Origin of the sequence: Burkholderia sp. Ac-20344 (assembly GCF_017104975.1) — a bacterium.
Taxonomy (GTDB): Bacteria; Pseudomonadota; Gammaproteobacteria; order Burkholderiales; family Burkholderiaceae; genus Burkholderia.
This window is the reverse complement of record NZ_JAAGPP010000041.1, coordinates 1-13,636: the sequence shown is the minus strand read 5'-3', so window position 1 is coordinate 13,636 and position 13,636 is coordinate 1. Positions and strand designations below refer to the sequence as shown.

Genomic DNA, 13,636 nt, shown 5'->3' with positions numbered 1-13,636 from the left:
TGCCACAATGCACGGCGATTCGTCAGATGGAACCCGCCCGATGCCGCCCACCCCTGCCCTGCGCCGACTGCTGATGCTCTACGCCGGCCTGATCGCCGCGAACGCCGCCGTCTGGCTGTGGGCGCTCGCGGTACTGCGCGATCATCCGCTGCTGCTCGGCACCGCGGCAATCGCGTACGGGCTCGGGCTGCGTCACGCGGTCGACGCCGATCACATCGCCGCGATCGATGTCGCAACCCGCAAGCTGATGCAGGAAGGCCAGCGTCCGGTGAGCGTCGGCCTGTTCTTCTCGCTCGGCCATTCGACGATCGTGATCGCGGCGACGCTCGGCATCGCGCTGACCGCGTTCGCGCTGCGCGACCGGTTCGATGCATTCCGCGAGATCGGCGGCACGATCGGCACGGCGGTGTCGGCCACTTTCCTGCTCGTGCTCGCGTGCGTGAACCTGGTGATCCTTCGCGACGTGTGGCGGCGCTATCGCGGCAAGCACGGGCACGCGCACGATGCCGCACATGTGCACCGTCCTGCCGGGCTCGTGTCCCGGCTGCTGCGTCCGCTGTTCCGGTTCGTGTCGAAGAGCTGGCACATGTATCCGGTCGGCGTGCTGTTCGGTCTAGGTTTCGACACTGCAACCGAAATCGGCCTGCTCGCGATCGCCGCCGCGCAGGCGAGCCAGGGGCTGCCGGTCTATACGGTCATGCTGTTTCCCGCGCTTTTCACCGCCGGCATGACGCTGATCGACTCGACCGACAACGTGCTGATGATTCACGCGTACGGCTGGGCGATGGACGATCCGCAGCGCAAGCTGCTCTACAACGCGAGCATCACGTTCGTGTCGGCGGCTGTCGCACTGGCGATCGGCGGGATCGAGGCAGCCGGCCTGCTGGCCGACAAACTGTCGCTGACGGGCCCCGTGCGCGACGCGCTCGATGCGCTCGGCGAACGCTTCGGCTCGATCGGCTACGGCATCGTCGCCCTGTTCCTGGTCTGCTGGATCGCGTCGATCCTGTTCCACCGCTGGCAGCGCGCGGCCGATGCGCCTGCGCGCTGAACTTAGCTCAGACGTTTCATTCCGGAAACAAAACTCCCCCAAAGACGTTGCATGCATCGTCGCGTGCCTGCGTGCGCCTTGCACGACGGGCGCAAGCGGCCGGTGGCACGGATCTCGCAGATAGGGATTCGCACGGCGGGCCCGCGTGCCGTTCCGCGATCGCGGCTGGCGTCAAGCGCCGGCCCGACGGCGATCGGCTGCCGACAGGACTCCGAACCTTTACCGGCCCCCTGCACCACACGTAGATAGTCGCGCGGCGACGAGGCATCGCGCGCATGGGGAGGCCATGATGCTCAAGACGAAACAACCGTTCCGTACGCCGGGACGGCGCTATCGCGCAACCTTGTTCGCCGCAGCCGCTTTCGCGTGCTGCTGTTCGTATGCCGTCGCACAAGACGCGACACCTGACCCCGCACCCGATGCAGTTGCCAGCGCGGACGCCGTCATGATGCTGGTCGACGACGCTGCGCCATGCGCGGCCAATCCGGCTGCGTGCGCGGTGCACGTCTACGCCGGCGGGCATGTCGGCAGTCATGGCGCGGGCCCGAACGGCAATGGCAGCGGCAGCAGCCCCGGTAGCGGAAATGGCAATGGCGGCGGCAGCGGCAACAACGGGAACGGTGCCGTCGGACCTGCTGGCATCGGCGGAACGACGAGCGGGACTTCCGGCGGCACGAGCAGTTCGGGCCGCGGAGGCAGTGCATCTGGCAATAGTGGTTCGGGGGGCAGTACTTCCGGGGGCGGTACTTCCGGGGGCGGTACTTCCGGAGGCGGTACTTCCGGAGGCGGTACTTCCGGAGGTGGTACTTCCGGAGGCGGCACTTCCGGAGGTGGTACTTCCGGAGGTGGTACTTCCGGAGGTGGTACTTCCGGAGGCGGTACTTCCGGAGGCGGTACTTCCGGAGGTGGTACTTCCGGAGGTGGTACTTCCGGAGGCGGTACTTCCGGAGGCGGTACTTCCGGAGGCGGTACTTCCGGAGGCGGTACTTCCGGAGGCGGAGGTCACGGCGGACACGGTGGCCATGGTGGTAGTGGCGACGGTGACGGTGGTGGCCACGGCAACGGCGGTGGTCATGGCAACGGTGATGGCGGTGGTCACGGCGACGGCGGCGGCCATGGCAACGGTGATGGCGGCGGTCACGGCAACGGCGGCGGCCATGGCAACGGTGATGGCGGTGGTCACGGCGACGGCGGCGGCCATGGCAACGGTGATGGCGGCGGTCACGGCAACGGCGGTGGCCATGGCAATGGTGACGGCGGTGGTCACGGCAACGGTGGCGGCCATGGCAACGGCGGTCACGGTAATGGCGGTGGCAATGGAAACGGCAGCGGCGGCGCCGGCAATGGCGGTGGTGCTGGCGGCAACGGCGGCCATGGTAATGGCGGTGGCAATGGAAACGGCAGTGGCGGCGGCGGCAATGGCAGTGGTGCTGGCGGCAACGGCGGCCATGGTAATGGCGGTGGCAACGGCAGCGGCGGCGCTGGCAATGGCAGTGGCGCTAGCGCTGGCGGCAACGGCGGCCATGGCGGTAATGGCGGCAACGGCGGTACCGGTGGCAACGGCAGCAATGGCGGCCACGGCGGTACCGGTGGCAACGGCAGCAATGGCGGCCACGGCAATGGCGGTGGCAACGGCAATGGAAACGGCAGTGGCGGCGCCGGCAATGGCGGGGCCAACGGCGTCGGCAATGGCCATGGCGCCGGAAACGGCACTGGCGGCGGACACGGCAACGGCGGATCGTCCGGAGGCAACCACTGACCTGCCGCGTTGCCCGGCCGGGTGCCGTCAGAGCATTTCGAGCGCGCGCTTGCTGCGTGGCGGACGGAAGTACGCGTCAAGCTGCGCGCGCTCGTCATCGCTGAATATGAAATCGAGCGCGGCCCGGTTGTCGTGCACGTGTTCGATCCGCGCCGCCTTCGGGATCGCGAAAACCCCCGGCTGCGCGAGCACCCACGCGAGCGCGACGCGCATCACCGACACCCCGCGCTGCCGCGCGATCTCGTCGAGCGGCGAGCGCTTCGGCAGCCGCCCGTGATCGACCGGGCTGTATGCCATCGCCGGCATCCGGTGCCCGGAAAGCCACGGCAGCAGGTCGAACTCCGGGCCGCGACGCGCGATGTTGTAGAGGATCTGGTTGGTCGCGCATGCGCCACCGCCCGCGTCATCGACGAGCTCGGCCATGTCGGCCGTATCGAAGTTGCTGACACCCCAGTGACGGATCTTGCCCGCGCGCTGCAGCGCTTCGAAGCCTTCGACCGTCTCCTCGAGCGGCACCGAGCCGCGCCAGTGCAGCAGATACAGGTCGAGGCGATCGGTACGCAGGCGCTTGAGGCTCGCATCGCACGCGGCGACGACGCCACGCCGGCTCGCATGGTGCGGATAGACCTTGCTGACGAGGAACACATCGTCGCGCAAGCCCGCAAGCGCCTCGCCGACGAGTTCCTCGGTCGCACCGTCGCCGTACATCTCGGCCGTATCGACCAGCGTCATCCCGAGTTCGACGCCCTCGCGCAGCGCGGCGATCTCGTCCGCGCGCCGGGCCGGCCGCTCGCCCATTTCCCACGTGCCCAGGCCAAGCTTCGGAATCGTCTCGCCGTCCGGCAGGACGACCGTGGCGATCGTGTCTGTCATGCGTTCCTCGTTGCGGATTCGTGGCCGCGCACCGCGGCCCGAGCATGGAATACGACGCATCAGTGTAGTCAATCGGCGCGCAATTCACCTATTGCACGGCAAAAACCGGCTATAACGGCGCCACGCGATGACTTAGAATGGCCGCAACCTGATCGATACCCACTCCATGAAGTCATCCACGGACGACCGCTGGCAGGACCTGCGCCCCGACCCCGACAACGACACGCCGCTCTACCTGCAGCTCGCCCGCAAGCTCGGCGACGCGATCCACGACAACCGCTGGACGGCCGGTGAGGCCTTGCCCTCCGAGCGCGTGCTGTCCGATGCGCTCGGCGTATCGCGCATCACCGCGCGCAAGGCGATCGCGCTGCTCGTCGAGCAAGGGCTGATCCGCCGCACACAGGGCGCCGGCAACTTCATCCAGCCGCGCTACGAGGATCCGCTGTCGCGGCTGTCGAGCTTCAGCGAAATGCTCGAACGGCGCGGCTTCAAGCCGAGCTCGCAATGGATCGCGCGCGAGATCCAGCCGGCGAACCGCGACGAGGTGATCCAGCTCGGGCTCTCGCCGGCCGCATCGGTTACGCGCCTGAAGCGCCTGCGCCTCGCCGACGGCATCGTGATGGCCGTCGAGAATTCGACGTTTCCCGCGACGCTGATCCCCGATCCGCAGGCGATCGGCGGTTCGCTGTACAGCTATCTCGAAGCGCGCGGCACGCCGATCGTGCGTGCGCTGCAGCATTTCCGCGCGGTCAACGCGACCGACGAGATCGCCGAGCAGATGGGCATCGCACCGCACGACGCGCTGCTGCTGATCACGCGAATCGGCTATACGTCGGACCAGCGTGCGATCGAACTGACCGATACCTACTGCCGCAACGACTACTACGACTTCGTCGTCGAGCTGCGCAAGTAACGTCAGCCGCACCGCCGGCGCTCACAGCCAGCGCGCGTCGTCGGCGCCGAGCGGCACGGGCGGGCGCGCCAGCGACGGCGGTGTCGCCGACAACCGCTCGGCCGGCCGCACCGCGTCGAGCGTGCCGAACGGCGATGCGATGCGCTCGATCCGGTCGCGCACGTCGGCGTGCGCAAAATCGGGGGCCTGCAGGCCGTCCGGCACGATGCCGAACGACTGCAGCCAGCGTCCCGTCTGCGCGAGCGACAGCCGCACATGCCAGCTTCCCCCTTCGCGCGCCCGGCGCGCGAGCGCGATCATCGCGCCGAACGCCGCGAGATAACCCGTTGCATGATCGAGCGCCTGGCACGGCAGGTGGCGCGGCCCGTCCGCGTGCGCGCCCTGCTGCTCCTGCCACGCGATCCCGCTCGCAGACTGCACGAGGCTGTCGAAGCCGCGCCGCTGCGCCCACGGCCCCGCGTGCCCGTACGCGGATATCGACACGTACACGATGCCGGGCCGCCGCGCCGCCAGCGCTTGCGGTGCGAAGCCGCGCGCCGCGAGCGCGCCGGGCCGGTACGATTGCAGGAACACATCCGCGTCGCGTGCGAGCGCATGCAGCGTATCGATGCCGGCCGCGTCGCGCAGGTCGATCCACGTCGAACGCTTGCCACGCCCGTTGTCGATCACGAGCGGTGCGATGTTCGGCAGGTGCGGGCCGTTGACGAGCAGCGTCTGCGCGCCGTGCGACGCCAGCGTGCGGCCCGCGACCGGCCCCGCGATGATGCGCGTGAGATCGAGCACGCGCACCCCTGCGAGCGGCTGGCCGGCTTCGCCGCGGCCGATCGGCTCGACCGGCGCGTCGCCGATCCGCTCGATCTCGAACAGCGGCAGCGACGCGATCGCGCGCGCCTGCTCGTGCGCCGCCCACTCGTCAGGTGTTCTGATCAATGCGGCGCACAGGCCGGCCTCGGCCAGCGCGGTATCGAGTGCCGCGCCATCCCGCGTGCGGATCGCCGCGGCGACATCGTCCCGCTGCGCGCCGCAGCCGAGCACGTCGAGAATCCCGCGCAGGTGATGCGGAAAGTTCGCGTGCAACTGGATCCAGCGCCCGTCGCCCGTCTCGAAGAAGCCCGTCACCGGATGACGCAACTCCGGCGGCGGGCCGTCGTCCACGCGCAGGTAGCGTTCGCTGCGGAACGCGACGAGCGCGTCGCGCACCGACACGTCGACCGATTGCGCGACGCCCGTGCGAAGCCGGTGGCATTCGGCCGCCGCGAGCCCGGCTGCCGCGATCGTCGCCACAGCGAGCGTGCCGACCCGGAAGGTCGACGGCAGCGTCGGGTCCTGCCCCGTCACGGTCGTGCGGGGCAGCGCATCGGGGGCGCCCTGGGCGAGCCGCCACAGATGCGTCAACGCGAGTTCGGGTGTCATGGCGGGATGGGCGGTGGGGGACAAGGTCGAGTCTAGAATTCGCGACAGCCGCGAGCAACCCTGATTGCGCGAATCAGCGCAACGCGCACGGTCGTAGCATAGGTGCGCCGCCTTCGCCGCGGCAGGAGCGGCCGGCATCACATTCCCCGACACGCAGGAAGCCTGCCGGCACCTCGGTACCGGCGTGAACCCCTGCACATTCGAACCGCGACCTGCCGCGTTCGCTGCCGGACGGCGCGGCCAGGCACCGCTGCTGCCACGCGGACAAAGTGCGGCTACCCGCACGCCGCCGTACCAACACGAAACGCTCCGTCGGCGGCATCGAACGTTCGCTCGCCCCGGGACGTGCCGGAGCCGGGCTCGCCGATCACCGCGATCGCCAGCCGGTCGCACGGCCGGCCGGACCGCGCATGCGCTCGAACCCTGCACGGACGGAAAGCCGATCCAGCCCCGGGCGCGCTACGTCGGCAGCGATGCGGGCGCGTGACGCCGGCCGTCGCGCCATGCGACGAGCGGCCACCACCACGCCTGCGCGGCGCGCCTGGCCGGCATCTCGAGCGGGCCGAACGCGAACATCGCGCCCTGCGCCCCCGCGCTGACCCAGATGCGCATGCCGGGCGTGAGCATCAGCGAATCGCCGGCGCCGAGCCAGTGATCGTCGGGCCGGCCCTCGATCGTCACCCAGGCCTCGCCGTCGGCCACCTCCAGTGCGGTACGATCGACGATCCGCCACCGACCGGCCGGCTCGTCGCCATCGATTACGTAAAGTCGCAGTTCGCGCATGGCAGCCTCCTGGTCGCACGGGTCCGATGGCATCAGTATTTCGGACAGTGGCAGCACACGGACAGATACGGCTGCAGACACTTTCGGCTGAACTGTACTGGTCACTCGACGGTGACGGGCACCCGCCTGACGGACTTCGCGCCGCCCTTGCGCCGAACCTGCAGGGTGCGATGGCTTTCCCTACAATGTCGGCTGTCCCGCGCCACCACCCCGCCTCCATGTTCCAGCGCCCGCCTGCCGCCGCTCCCGGCGAAAAGAACCTCACCGTGATGCTCTGGCTCGTCGCAACGGGCTTCTTCATGCAGACGCTCGACGCGACGATCGTCAACACGGCGCTGCCGTCGATGGCCGCGAGCCTCGGCGAATCGCCGCTGCGCATGCAGTCGGTCGTGATCGCGTACTCGCTGACGATGGCGGTGATGATCCCCGTGTCGGGCTGGCTCGCCGACACGTTCGGCACGCGGCGCGTGTTCTTCAGCGCGATCCTGGTGTTCTCGCTCGGCTCGCTGCTGTGCGCGAACGCGCATACGCTGACGCAACTCGTCGCGTTCCGCGTCGTGCAGGGGGTCGGCGGCGCGATGCTGCTGCCGGTCGGCCGGCTCGCGGTGCTGCGCACGTTCCCGGCCGAACGCTACCTGCCCGCGCTGTCGTTCGTCGCGATTCCCGGCCTGATCGGCCCGCTGATCGGACCGACGCTCGGCGGCTGGCTCGTGAAGATCGCGTCGTGGCACTGGATCTTCCTGATCAACGTGCCGGTCGGCGTCGCGGGCTGCATCGCGACCTTCTATTCGATGCCCGATTCGCGCAACCCGGCCGTGGGCCGCTTCGACCTGAAGGGCTATCTGCTGCTGACGATCGGCATGGTCGCGATCTCGCTGTCGCTCGACGGGCTTGCCGATCTCGGCATGCAGCACGCGGCCGTGCTGGTGCTGCTGATCCTGAGCCTCGCGTGCTTCGTCGCGTACGGGCTGTATGCGGTGCGCGCGCCGCAACCGATCTTCTCGCTCGAACTGTTCCGGATCCACACGTTCAGCGTCGGGTTGCTCGGCAACCTGTTCGCGCGGATCGGCAGCGGCGCGATGCCGTACCTGATCCCGCTGCTGCTGCAGGTGAGCCTCGGCTACTCGGCATTCGAGGCCGGGTTGATGATGCTGCCGGTGGCGGCGGCCGGGATGTTCTCGAAGCGGATCATCACGCGCCTGATCACGCAGCACGGCTACCGCAAGGTGCTGCTCGCGAACACCATCATGGTCGGCGTGATGATGGCGAGCTTCGCGCTGATGCGCGACACGGTGCCCGTCTGGGTGAAGGTCGTGCATCTCGCGCTGTTCGGCGGCTTCAACTCGATGCAGTTCACTGCGATGAACACGCTGACGCTGAAGGATCTCGGCACGGGCGGCGCGAGCAGCGGCAACAGCCTGTTCTCGCTCGTGCAGATGCTGTCGATGAGCCTCGGCGTCACGGTCGCGGGGGCGCTGCTCGCGACGTTCACGGGCATGCTGCGCACCGTGACGCCGAGCAACACGCTGCCGGCGTTCCATGCGACGTTCGTCTGCGTCGGGATCATCACGGCCGCGTCCGCGTGGATCTTCGCGCAGCTCGCGCCCGAGATCCGCAGCACCGCGCGCAAGACCGACCCGTCCGAGCGCGCGTGACGCGCGGCGCGCGCCGAACCGGATCGGCGCGCACCATTGCGGTGCAGCGCGGCCCTGCGATGTGGCTGTGATACGGCTGCACTGCCCGGCGGCTCGACCGCGACGCGCCGCCGCACGGGGTACGATGCCGTGCACGCTTCTTGCTCGCCTATTCTCTAGGTAAACTGGCAGTCTTCCTTCGGCCGACATCATGAGCATGATCGAAATCGATCCCCCCGGCTTTCAGCCGCCCCGCCCCGTCGCCGGTGACGACGGGAACCGGCGCACCGTGCTGTACGGCGGCTACACCGTGTTCAGCGTGTTCCAGCCCGTTTTCTCGGTGTCGCACCGCCGCGCGATCGGCTATCACGCGTCGCTGCGTGCGCACGACGAGGAAAGCCGCCAGGTGGCGTCGCACGAGGTGTTCACGCAGGCGGCGCGGCGCGGCGACCTGCTCGAGCTCGGCCGGCTCGCCGAATCGCTGCATCTCGGCAACTTCCACGCGTTCGACAGCCATGACGAATGGCTCTTCCTGAGCCTGCATCCGGCCGCGCTGATGGACACCGTCTACAGCGACGCCATGCTCGCGAACCTGAAGGCGCTCGGGCTGCCACCGCACCGCGTGGTGCTCGAGGTGCCCGAGCAGGCCGGCGGCGAGACGCCGCGCTACGCGGCGATCGTCGACGGGTTGCGCAAGGCCGGCTTCCTGATCGCGCTCGTCGGGTTCGGCGCGAAGCATTCGAACATCGACCGCGTGTGGCACCTGCATCCCGACATCGTCACGCTCGACCGCGGCATCCTCGCGCAGGCGAGCGAGCACTCGCATCTCGAACGCGTGCTGCCGGGGCTCGTGTCGCTGCTGCACGAATCCGGCCAGCTCGTGCTGATGGGCGGGCTCGCGACCGAGCGCGACGCGCTGATCGCGCTCGAATGCAACGTCGATTTCGTGCAGGGGCAGTACTTCGCGGGGCCGAGCGTCGAACCGGTGCAGCCGCAGGCCGCCGCGGGATGCATGGATATGCTGTCGGCCGCGTTGCGGCTGCGCGTCGCGCAACGCGAGCACACGCAGGCGGAACGGCTCGCACCGTACGTCGCGGCGCTCGAGGAAGCGAGCCAGAAGCTCGTCGCGGGAGAATCGCTGACCGACGCGGCGGCTGTCGTACTCGGGCTGCCCGAGACCGCGCGCTGCTTCCTGCTCGACGCATCGGGCCGCCAGATCGGCGACAACGTGGTCGCACGCGGCGGCGTATCGCAGCGCGCCAAGCGTTTCCGGCCGCTGCTGCATTCCGAAGGCGCGAGCTGGGAACGGCGCCCGTACTTCATCGACGCAATGCGCGCGCCGGGCCGCGTGCACCTGACGCCGCCCTACCTGTCGATCAACGAGGCGCACCTGTGCGTGACCGCGTCGATCGCCGCGCCAGTTGCGACCGGCATGCAGGTGCTCTGCGTCGACATCAACTGGGAAGCGGCACTCAACCGCGAATGAACGCGCTGCCGCGCCGCACTCAAGCGGCGGCGGCCTTGCGCACGATCAGCCGGTGCACGCGCTTGCCGGACGATGCGCTGACGACCTCGTGCTCGTCGATCACCTGCGTGCCGGCGCCGAGCGCCGCCCGCATCCGCGCCGAATCGAGCGGCGTGTAGAGGCGGCCGCGCTCATCGCGCAACGCGCCGTTTCCGGCCACCCGCCAGCTCAGGTACAACGTGCCGCCCGGCATCAGGAGTTCGGCCAGCCGCGTGGCAGCCGCCGCCGCGTCCGCCTGTTCGAGATGCATGACGACCGTTTCGCACAGCACGTTGCGAAACACGCCGGACGGCACGCCGGCCAGTGCCGGCAGCGCGGCCAGTTCGAAGGTGAGATCCGGATGGCGGCGCCGCGCCTCGTCGAGCAGCGCGGCGCTCGCGTCGTAGCCACGCACGTCGAAGCCGCGCGACGCGAGCCAGGCCGTATCGCGCCCGGCTCCGCAGCCGACGTCCGCGGTCGGCCCCGGCGAGAAATGCTGCTCCAGCAGCGCGTACATGTCGTCGGGCGCAGCCTGGTCGAGCCAGTCCTGCGCGTATTGCGCGGCATAGGCGTCGTAGGCATCGAGAGTCGGGCGATCCACCATGGTGACTGCTCCGCAGAGGCGTCGCATGACGCACCCCGCATCTTAGCCGTTGCACACCCCGTGCGGCATCACGCACGCGCACTCAGTGCGACGGGTCGCGCCCCTACGCGGCCCGCACGTCGCCCGCGCGCGGCGCCTGCGCGGTCAGCTCGGCCCACAGCGCATCGCCACGCCAGGCCGGGCGCGCCGCCGCGCGTTCCGCGTCGTGCACGAGCGCGCACAGTCGCGCATTGACAGGCGCCTGCGCGCCGAAGCGCGCGGCCAGCCGCACGACCTCTCCGTTGATCCACTCGACTTCCGTCACACGCTGCGCCGCGAGATCGTCGGACATCGACGAACGCGCGAGCGGGTCGATCGCCAGCATCCGCCCACCGAGCACGCGGAACGCGGCATCGGGCAAGTCGAGCACGGCCGGGATCCACGCGGCCGGCAACGGCGTCAGCCGCGCAGGCCGGATCGCGGCCCGCGCCAGCCAGTGCAGCGCTTCGCGCTGCGCGAGCGCGACGCAGCGCCGGTACGCACGTTGCGCGAGTTCGTCGCGCAGCGGCAGGTTCGCGAGCGCGTTGACCGCGTTGTTCAGGTTGAGCAGCAGCTTCGCCCATTGCACGGCCCGCATGTCGCGGTGCAGCGCGAGCGGCAGCCCGGCGCGCACGAATGCGGCGGCGAACGGCTGCAGCGCGGGGGACGCGTCAGCCGCCAGCGTACCGGCCGAGCCCTGGTGAAACGCACCGGGCGCCCGCTCGATCGCGTTGAACGGCACCATGCCGGCGAGCACGGTCGCCTGCGGCAGCGCCTCGCGTAGCACGTCGGCGTTGTGCAGGCCGTTCTGGAAGCTGATCACGACCGTGCCGGACCGCAGCACGCCGGCGAGCTGCGCCGCGGCCTCGCGCGTCGCCGCCGATTTCACCGCCACAAGGACGAGCCGCGCGGCTGCCGCAGCCTCCGGATCGATTGCGAACCCGACATCGGCCGGCGCAAGCGTCGCGCGATAGCCGCGCTGGTCGGTCAACGTCAGCCCGTGCCGATGAATCGCGTCACCGATCCTTGCGCGGCCGACGAGCGTCACCTGCGCGCCGGCCGCCGCGAGCCGTCCGCCGAGATAGCAGCCGACGGCGCCCGCGCCGAACACGCAGACCGGTGCGTCAGACATGCGAATGCGCGCCGCCGTGCACGGGGCCGGCCCGCCGCTCGACTTCGCGGCGCACGTCGCCGCGCAACCCCGCGAAGAACGCGACCTCGGCGACGACGAACAGCGGCCCGACCATCAGGCCGACCAGATCGTCGACGAATGCGGGCTTGCGCCCTTCGAACCAGTGCCCGACGAACTGGACGATCCAGCCGACGACGAACGCGCCGATGCCGATCGCGAGCCATTGCGCGGTCGGCAGCAACGCAAGCGCCTGCGCGACCCACAGGCCCAGCGCGAACAGCGCGGTCATCACGATACCGAACCGCAGGTCGAGACGCAGGTAGAACACCGCGAACGCGACGGCCAGCAGCAGCGCCGGCGACAGCGCGATGCCGGCCAGCATGCCGAGCGCCGGCCGCGACAGCAGCACCTCGACCGCGAATACGATCATCGGGATCCCGACCAGATGCGTCGCGATGTTGCGCGCGTCGCGGTGGTAGGCCGCATACTGGGCAAGATGGTCTTCAAGCGTCTTCATCGCGTCTCCTGGTCGGTTATTGAGCGCTATGATGCGCGTCACGCCCGAAAACCTCTGTCAGCTACCCGACATCGCGTGCCCATGCCCTCTTCGCTCGCCCCGTACCTGCCGCAGATCGAAGCGAACCCGTGGTTCGCCGCGCTGCCGCCCGCGTTGCGCGCGGATCTGCTCGCCCGCGCGGCGCTGCGCCGGCTGCCGGCCGGCCATGCGCTGTTCCGGCGCGGCGACCCGCCGTGCGGGCTGTACGCGGTACTGGCCGGTTCACTCACGATAGGTGCGGTCGACCCGCTGGGCAAGGAGGCGCTGCTGACGGTGGCCGAGCCCGTCACCTGGTTCGGCGAGATCGCGCTGTTCGACGGCCAGCCGCGCACACACGATGCGATCGCACTCGACGATGCGCTGCTGCTGCACGTCCCGCAGGCCGCGTTGCTCGCGATCCTCGACGCGACGCCGCAATACTGGCGGCAATTCGCGCTGCTGATGGCGCAGAAGCTGCGCCTGAGCTTCCTGACCGTCGAATCGATGAGCGTGATGCCGGCCGCGCAGCGGCTCGCCGCCCGGCTGCTGATGATCGCCGACGGCTATGGCGGGATCAGCGCCGGCCGCACCCGCATCCGGCTGTCGCAGGAAAAGCTCGCGGCCATGCTGTCGCTGACGCGGCAGACCACCAACCAGTTGCTGAAGGCGCTGCAGGCCGACGGCGTCGTGCGGCTGCACGTCGGTGAGATCGAGCTCGTCGACGTCGACGCGTTGCGGCGGGCGAGCGGGTTGCCCGACGGCGTGCGCTGAGCCCCGGCACCACCGTCACGCGGCCTCCCCGCCGTCACCGCGTTGCGCTATCGTGGCGGCTCGTCCGTTCATCCGCCCGCACGCCTTGAGCACGTCGACCGCCTCCGCTCCGTCCCGCCATCCTTGGCCGGTATTCGTCGCGTTCCTGCGGCTCGGCCTCACGTCGTTCGGCGGCCCGGTCGCGCATCTCGGCTACTTCCGCACCGAATTCGTCACGCGGCGCGGCTGGCTCACCGAGCGCACGTACGCGGATCTCGTCGGGCTGTGCCAGTTCCTGCCGGGGCCCGCGAGCAGCCAGGTCGGGATGGCGATCGGCCTCGCGCGCGCCGGCTACGCGGGCATGTTCGCCGCGTGGCTCGGCTTCACGTTGCCGTCGGCGTTGCTGATGATGCTGTTCGCGCTCGGCGTGCACGCGACGGGCGCGCCGATCGAAGCCGGCGCGCTGCACGGGCTGCGCATCGTGTCGGTCGCCGTGATCGCGCAAGCCGTGTGGGGCATGGCGCGCACGCTGTGCCCGGATGCCCTCGCCACCATAAGCCAGCCGCAGCCCGCCCCGCGCGCCCGATCGCGCAATCTCGGTCGGCGTCGCGCCCAGCACACGATTCATCCAGTTCGCCATGTGGCTCTGGTGCGCAAACCCGGCTTC

The 13,636-nt window shown here is 69.9% G+C and carries 13 protein-coding genes; 7 read left to right on the top strand and 6 right to left on the bottom strand.

The window, feature by feature from the left end:
* Nucleotides 1-40 precede the first annotated feature (40 nt).
* The gene (locus G3N64_RS15445) at nucleotides 41-1,051 is read left to right on the top strand and encodes a HoxN/HupN/NixA family nickel/cobalt transporter (RefSeq protein ID WP_205784727.1); all 1,011 of its coding nucleotides are present in this window, start codon (nucleotides 41-43) and stop codon (nucleotides 1,049-1,051) included.
* Between the two features lie 289 nt (nucleotides 1,052-1,340).
* Nucleotides 1,341-2,810 (top strand): hypothetical protein, encoded by a 1,470-nt coding sequence (locus G3N64_RS39745; RefSeq protein ID WP_241020992.1) that lies wholly within the window; start codon nucleotides 1,341-1,343, stop codon nucleotides 2,808-2,810.
* Nucleotides 2,811-2,837: 27 nt separating this feature from the next.
* Here G3N64_RS39745 and G3N64_RS15435 read toward each other — a convergent pair whose 3' ends face one another.
* Nucleotides 2,838-3,683: an aldo/keto reductase gene (locus G3N64_RS15435; protein ID WP_205784725.1), complete on the bottom strand. Its 846-nt coding sequence runs from the start codon at nucleotides 3,681-3,683 to the stop codon at nucleotides 2,838-2,840.
* Between the two features lie 166 nt (nucleotides 3,684-3,849).
* Between G3N64_RS15435 and G3N64_RS15430 the strand changes: the two genes are divergently transcribed.
* Nucleotides 3,850-4,596, top strand: a complete 747-nt coding sequence (locus G3N64_RS15430; protein ID WP_205784724.1) for a GntR family transcriptional regulator — start codon at nucleotides 3,850-3,852, stop codon at nucleotides 4,594-4,596.
* Nucleotides 4,597-4,617: 21 nt separating this feature from the next.
* Here G3N64_RS15430 and G3N64_RS15425 read toward each other — a convergent pair whose 3' ends face one another.
* Together G3N64_RS15425 and G3N64_RS15420 are read right to left on the bottom strand one after the other, a co-directional pair.
* A complete protein-coding gene (locus G3N64_RS15425) occupies nucleotides 4,618-6,009 on the bottom strand; it encodes a CoA transferase (RefSeq protein ID WP_205784723.1) in 1,392 nt (463 codons plus the stop codon).
* Nucleotides 6,010-6,468: 459 nt separating this feature from the next.
* The gene (locus G3N64_RS15420; RefSeq protein WP_205784722.1) at nucleotides 6,469-6,792 is read right to left on the bottom strand and encodes a DUF2917 domain-containing protein; all 324 of its coding nucleotides are present in this window, start codon (nucleotides 6,790-6,792) and stop codon (nucleotides 6,469-6,471) included.
* 218 nt (nucleotides 6,793-7,010) lie between these two features.
* On the opposite strand from G3N64_RS15420, the gene mdtD reads away from it, so the two are divergent.
* Together mdtD and G3N64_RS15410 are read left to right on the top strand one after the other, a co-directional pair.
* The gene (mdtD, locus tag G3N64_RS15415; RefSeq protein WP_205784748.1) at nucleotides 7,011-8,447 is read left to right on the top strand and encodes a multidrug transporter subunit MdtD; all 1,437 of its coding nucleotides are present in this window, start codon (nucleotides 7,011-7,013) and stop codon (nucleotides 8,445-8,447) included.
* Between the two features lie 190 nt (nucleotides 8,448-8,637).
* Nucleotides 8,638-9,912, top strand: coding sequence for an EAL domain-containing protein (locus tag G3N64_RS15410; protein WP_205784721.1), 1,275 nt, complete (start codon nucleotides 8,638-8,640; stop codon nucleotides 9,910-9,912).
* A 19-nt stretch (nucleotides 9,913-9,931) separates the two neighbouring features.
* On the opposite strand, the gene G3N64_RS15405 is transcribed toward G3N64_RS15410, so the two are convergent.
* From G3N64_RS15405 to G3N64_RS15395, 3 genes are all read right to left on the bottom strand, one after another.
* A complete protein-coding gene (locus G3N64_RS15405; protein ID WP_205784720.1) occupies nucleotides 9,932-10,534 on the bottom strand; it encodes a methyltransferase domain-containing protein in 603 nt (200 codons plus the stop codon).
* Nucleotides 10,535-10,637: 103 nt separating this feature from the next.
* Nucleotides 10,638-11,684: a 2-dehydropantoate 2-reductase gene (locus tag G3N64_RS15400; protein ID WP_205784719.1), complete on the bottom strand. Its 1,047-nt coding sequence runs from the start codon at nucleotides 11,682-11,684 to the stop codon at nucleotides 10,638-10,640.
* On the bottom strand, nucleotides 11,677-12,201 hold the full coding sequence (locus G3N64_RS15395) for an Mpo1-like protein (RefSeq protein WP_205784718.1): 525 nt from the start codon (nucleotides 12,199-12,201) through the stop codon (nucleotides 11,677-11,679). Before G3N64_RS15395 ends, G3N64_RS15400 begins: the two co-directional genes overlap by 8 nt.
* An 81-nt stretch (nucleotides 12,202-12,282) precedes the next feature.
* Here G3N64_RS15395 and G3N64_RS15390 point away from each other — a divergent pair, with 81 nt between their 5' ends.
* Nucleotides 12,283-12,990 (top strand): Crp/Fnr family transcriptional regulator, encoded by a 708-nt coding sequence (locus G3N64_RS15390; protein ID WP_205784717.1) that lies wholly within the window; start codon nucleotides 12,283-12,285, stop codon nucleotides 12,988-12,990.
* A gap of 85 nt (nucleotides 12,991-13,075) precedes the next feature.
* On the top strand, nucleotides 13,076-13,636 hold a 561-nt coding region (locus tag G3N64_RS15385), incomplete at its 3' end, for a chromate transporter (protein WP_241020990.1).

What these genes read in the sequence shown, in the direction of transcription:
- G3N64_RS15445 (WP_205784727.1), top strand. Translation starts at nt 41, where the DNA reads ATGCCGCCCACCCCTGCCCTGCGCCGACTGCTGATGCTCTACGCCGGC.
- G3N64_RS39745 (WP_241020992.1), top strand. Translation starts at nt 1,341, where the DNA reads ATGCTCAAGACGAAACAACCGTTCCGTACGCCGGGACGGCGCTATCGC.
- G3N64_RS15435 (WP_205784725.1), bottom strand. Translation starts at nt 3,683, where the DNA reads ATGACAGACACGATCGCCACGGTCGTCCTGCCGGACGGCGAGACGATT.
- G3N64_RS15430 (WP_205784724.1), top strand. Translation starts at nt 3,850, where the DNA reads ATGAAGTCATCCACGGACGACCGCTGGCAGGACCTGCGCCCCGACCCC.
- G3N64_RS15425 (WP_205784723.1), bottom strand. Translation starts at nt 6,009, where the DNA reads ATGACACCCGAACTCGCGTTGACGCATCTGTGGCGGCTCGCCCAGGGC.
- G3N64_RS15420 (WP_205784722.1), bottom strand. Translation starts at nt 6,792, where the DNA reads ATGCGCGAACTGCGACTTTACGTAATCGATGGCGACGAGCCGGCCGGT.
- mdtD (WP_205784748.1), top strand. Translation starts at nt 7,011, where the DNA reads ATGTTCCAGCGCCCGCCTGCCGCCGCTCCCGGCGAAAAGAACCTCACC.
- G3N64_RS15410 (WP_205784721.1), top strand. Translation starts at nt 8,638, where the DNA reads ATGAGCATGATCGAAATCGATCCCCCCGGCTTTCAGCCGCCCCGCCCC.
- G3N64_RS15405 (WP_205784720.1), bottom strand. Translation starts at nt 10,534, where the DNA reads ATGGTGGATCGCCCGACTCTCGATGCCTACGACGCCTATGCCGCGCAA.
- G3N64_RS15400 (WP_205784719.1), bottom strand. Translation starts at nt 11,684, where the DNA reads ATGTCTGACGCACCGGTCTGCGTGTTCGGCGCGGGCGCCGTCGGCTGC.
- G3N64_RS15395 (WP_205784718.1), bottom strand. Translation starts at nt 12,201, where the DNA reads ATGAAGACGCTTGAAGACCATCTTGCCCAGTATGCGGCCTACCACCGC.
- G3N64_RS15390 (WP_205784717.1), top strand. Translation starts at nt 12,283, where the DNA reads ATGCCCTCTTCGCTCGCCCCGTACCTGCCGCAGATCGAAGCGAACCCG.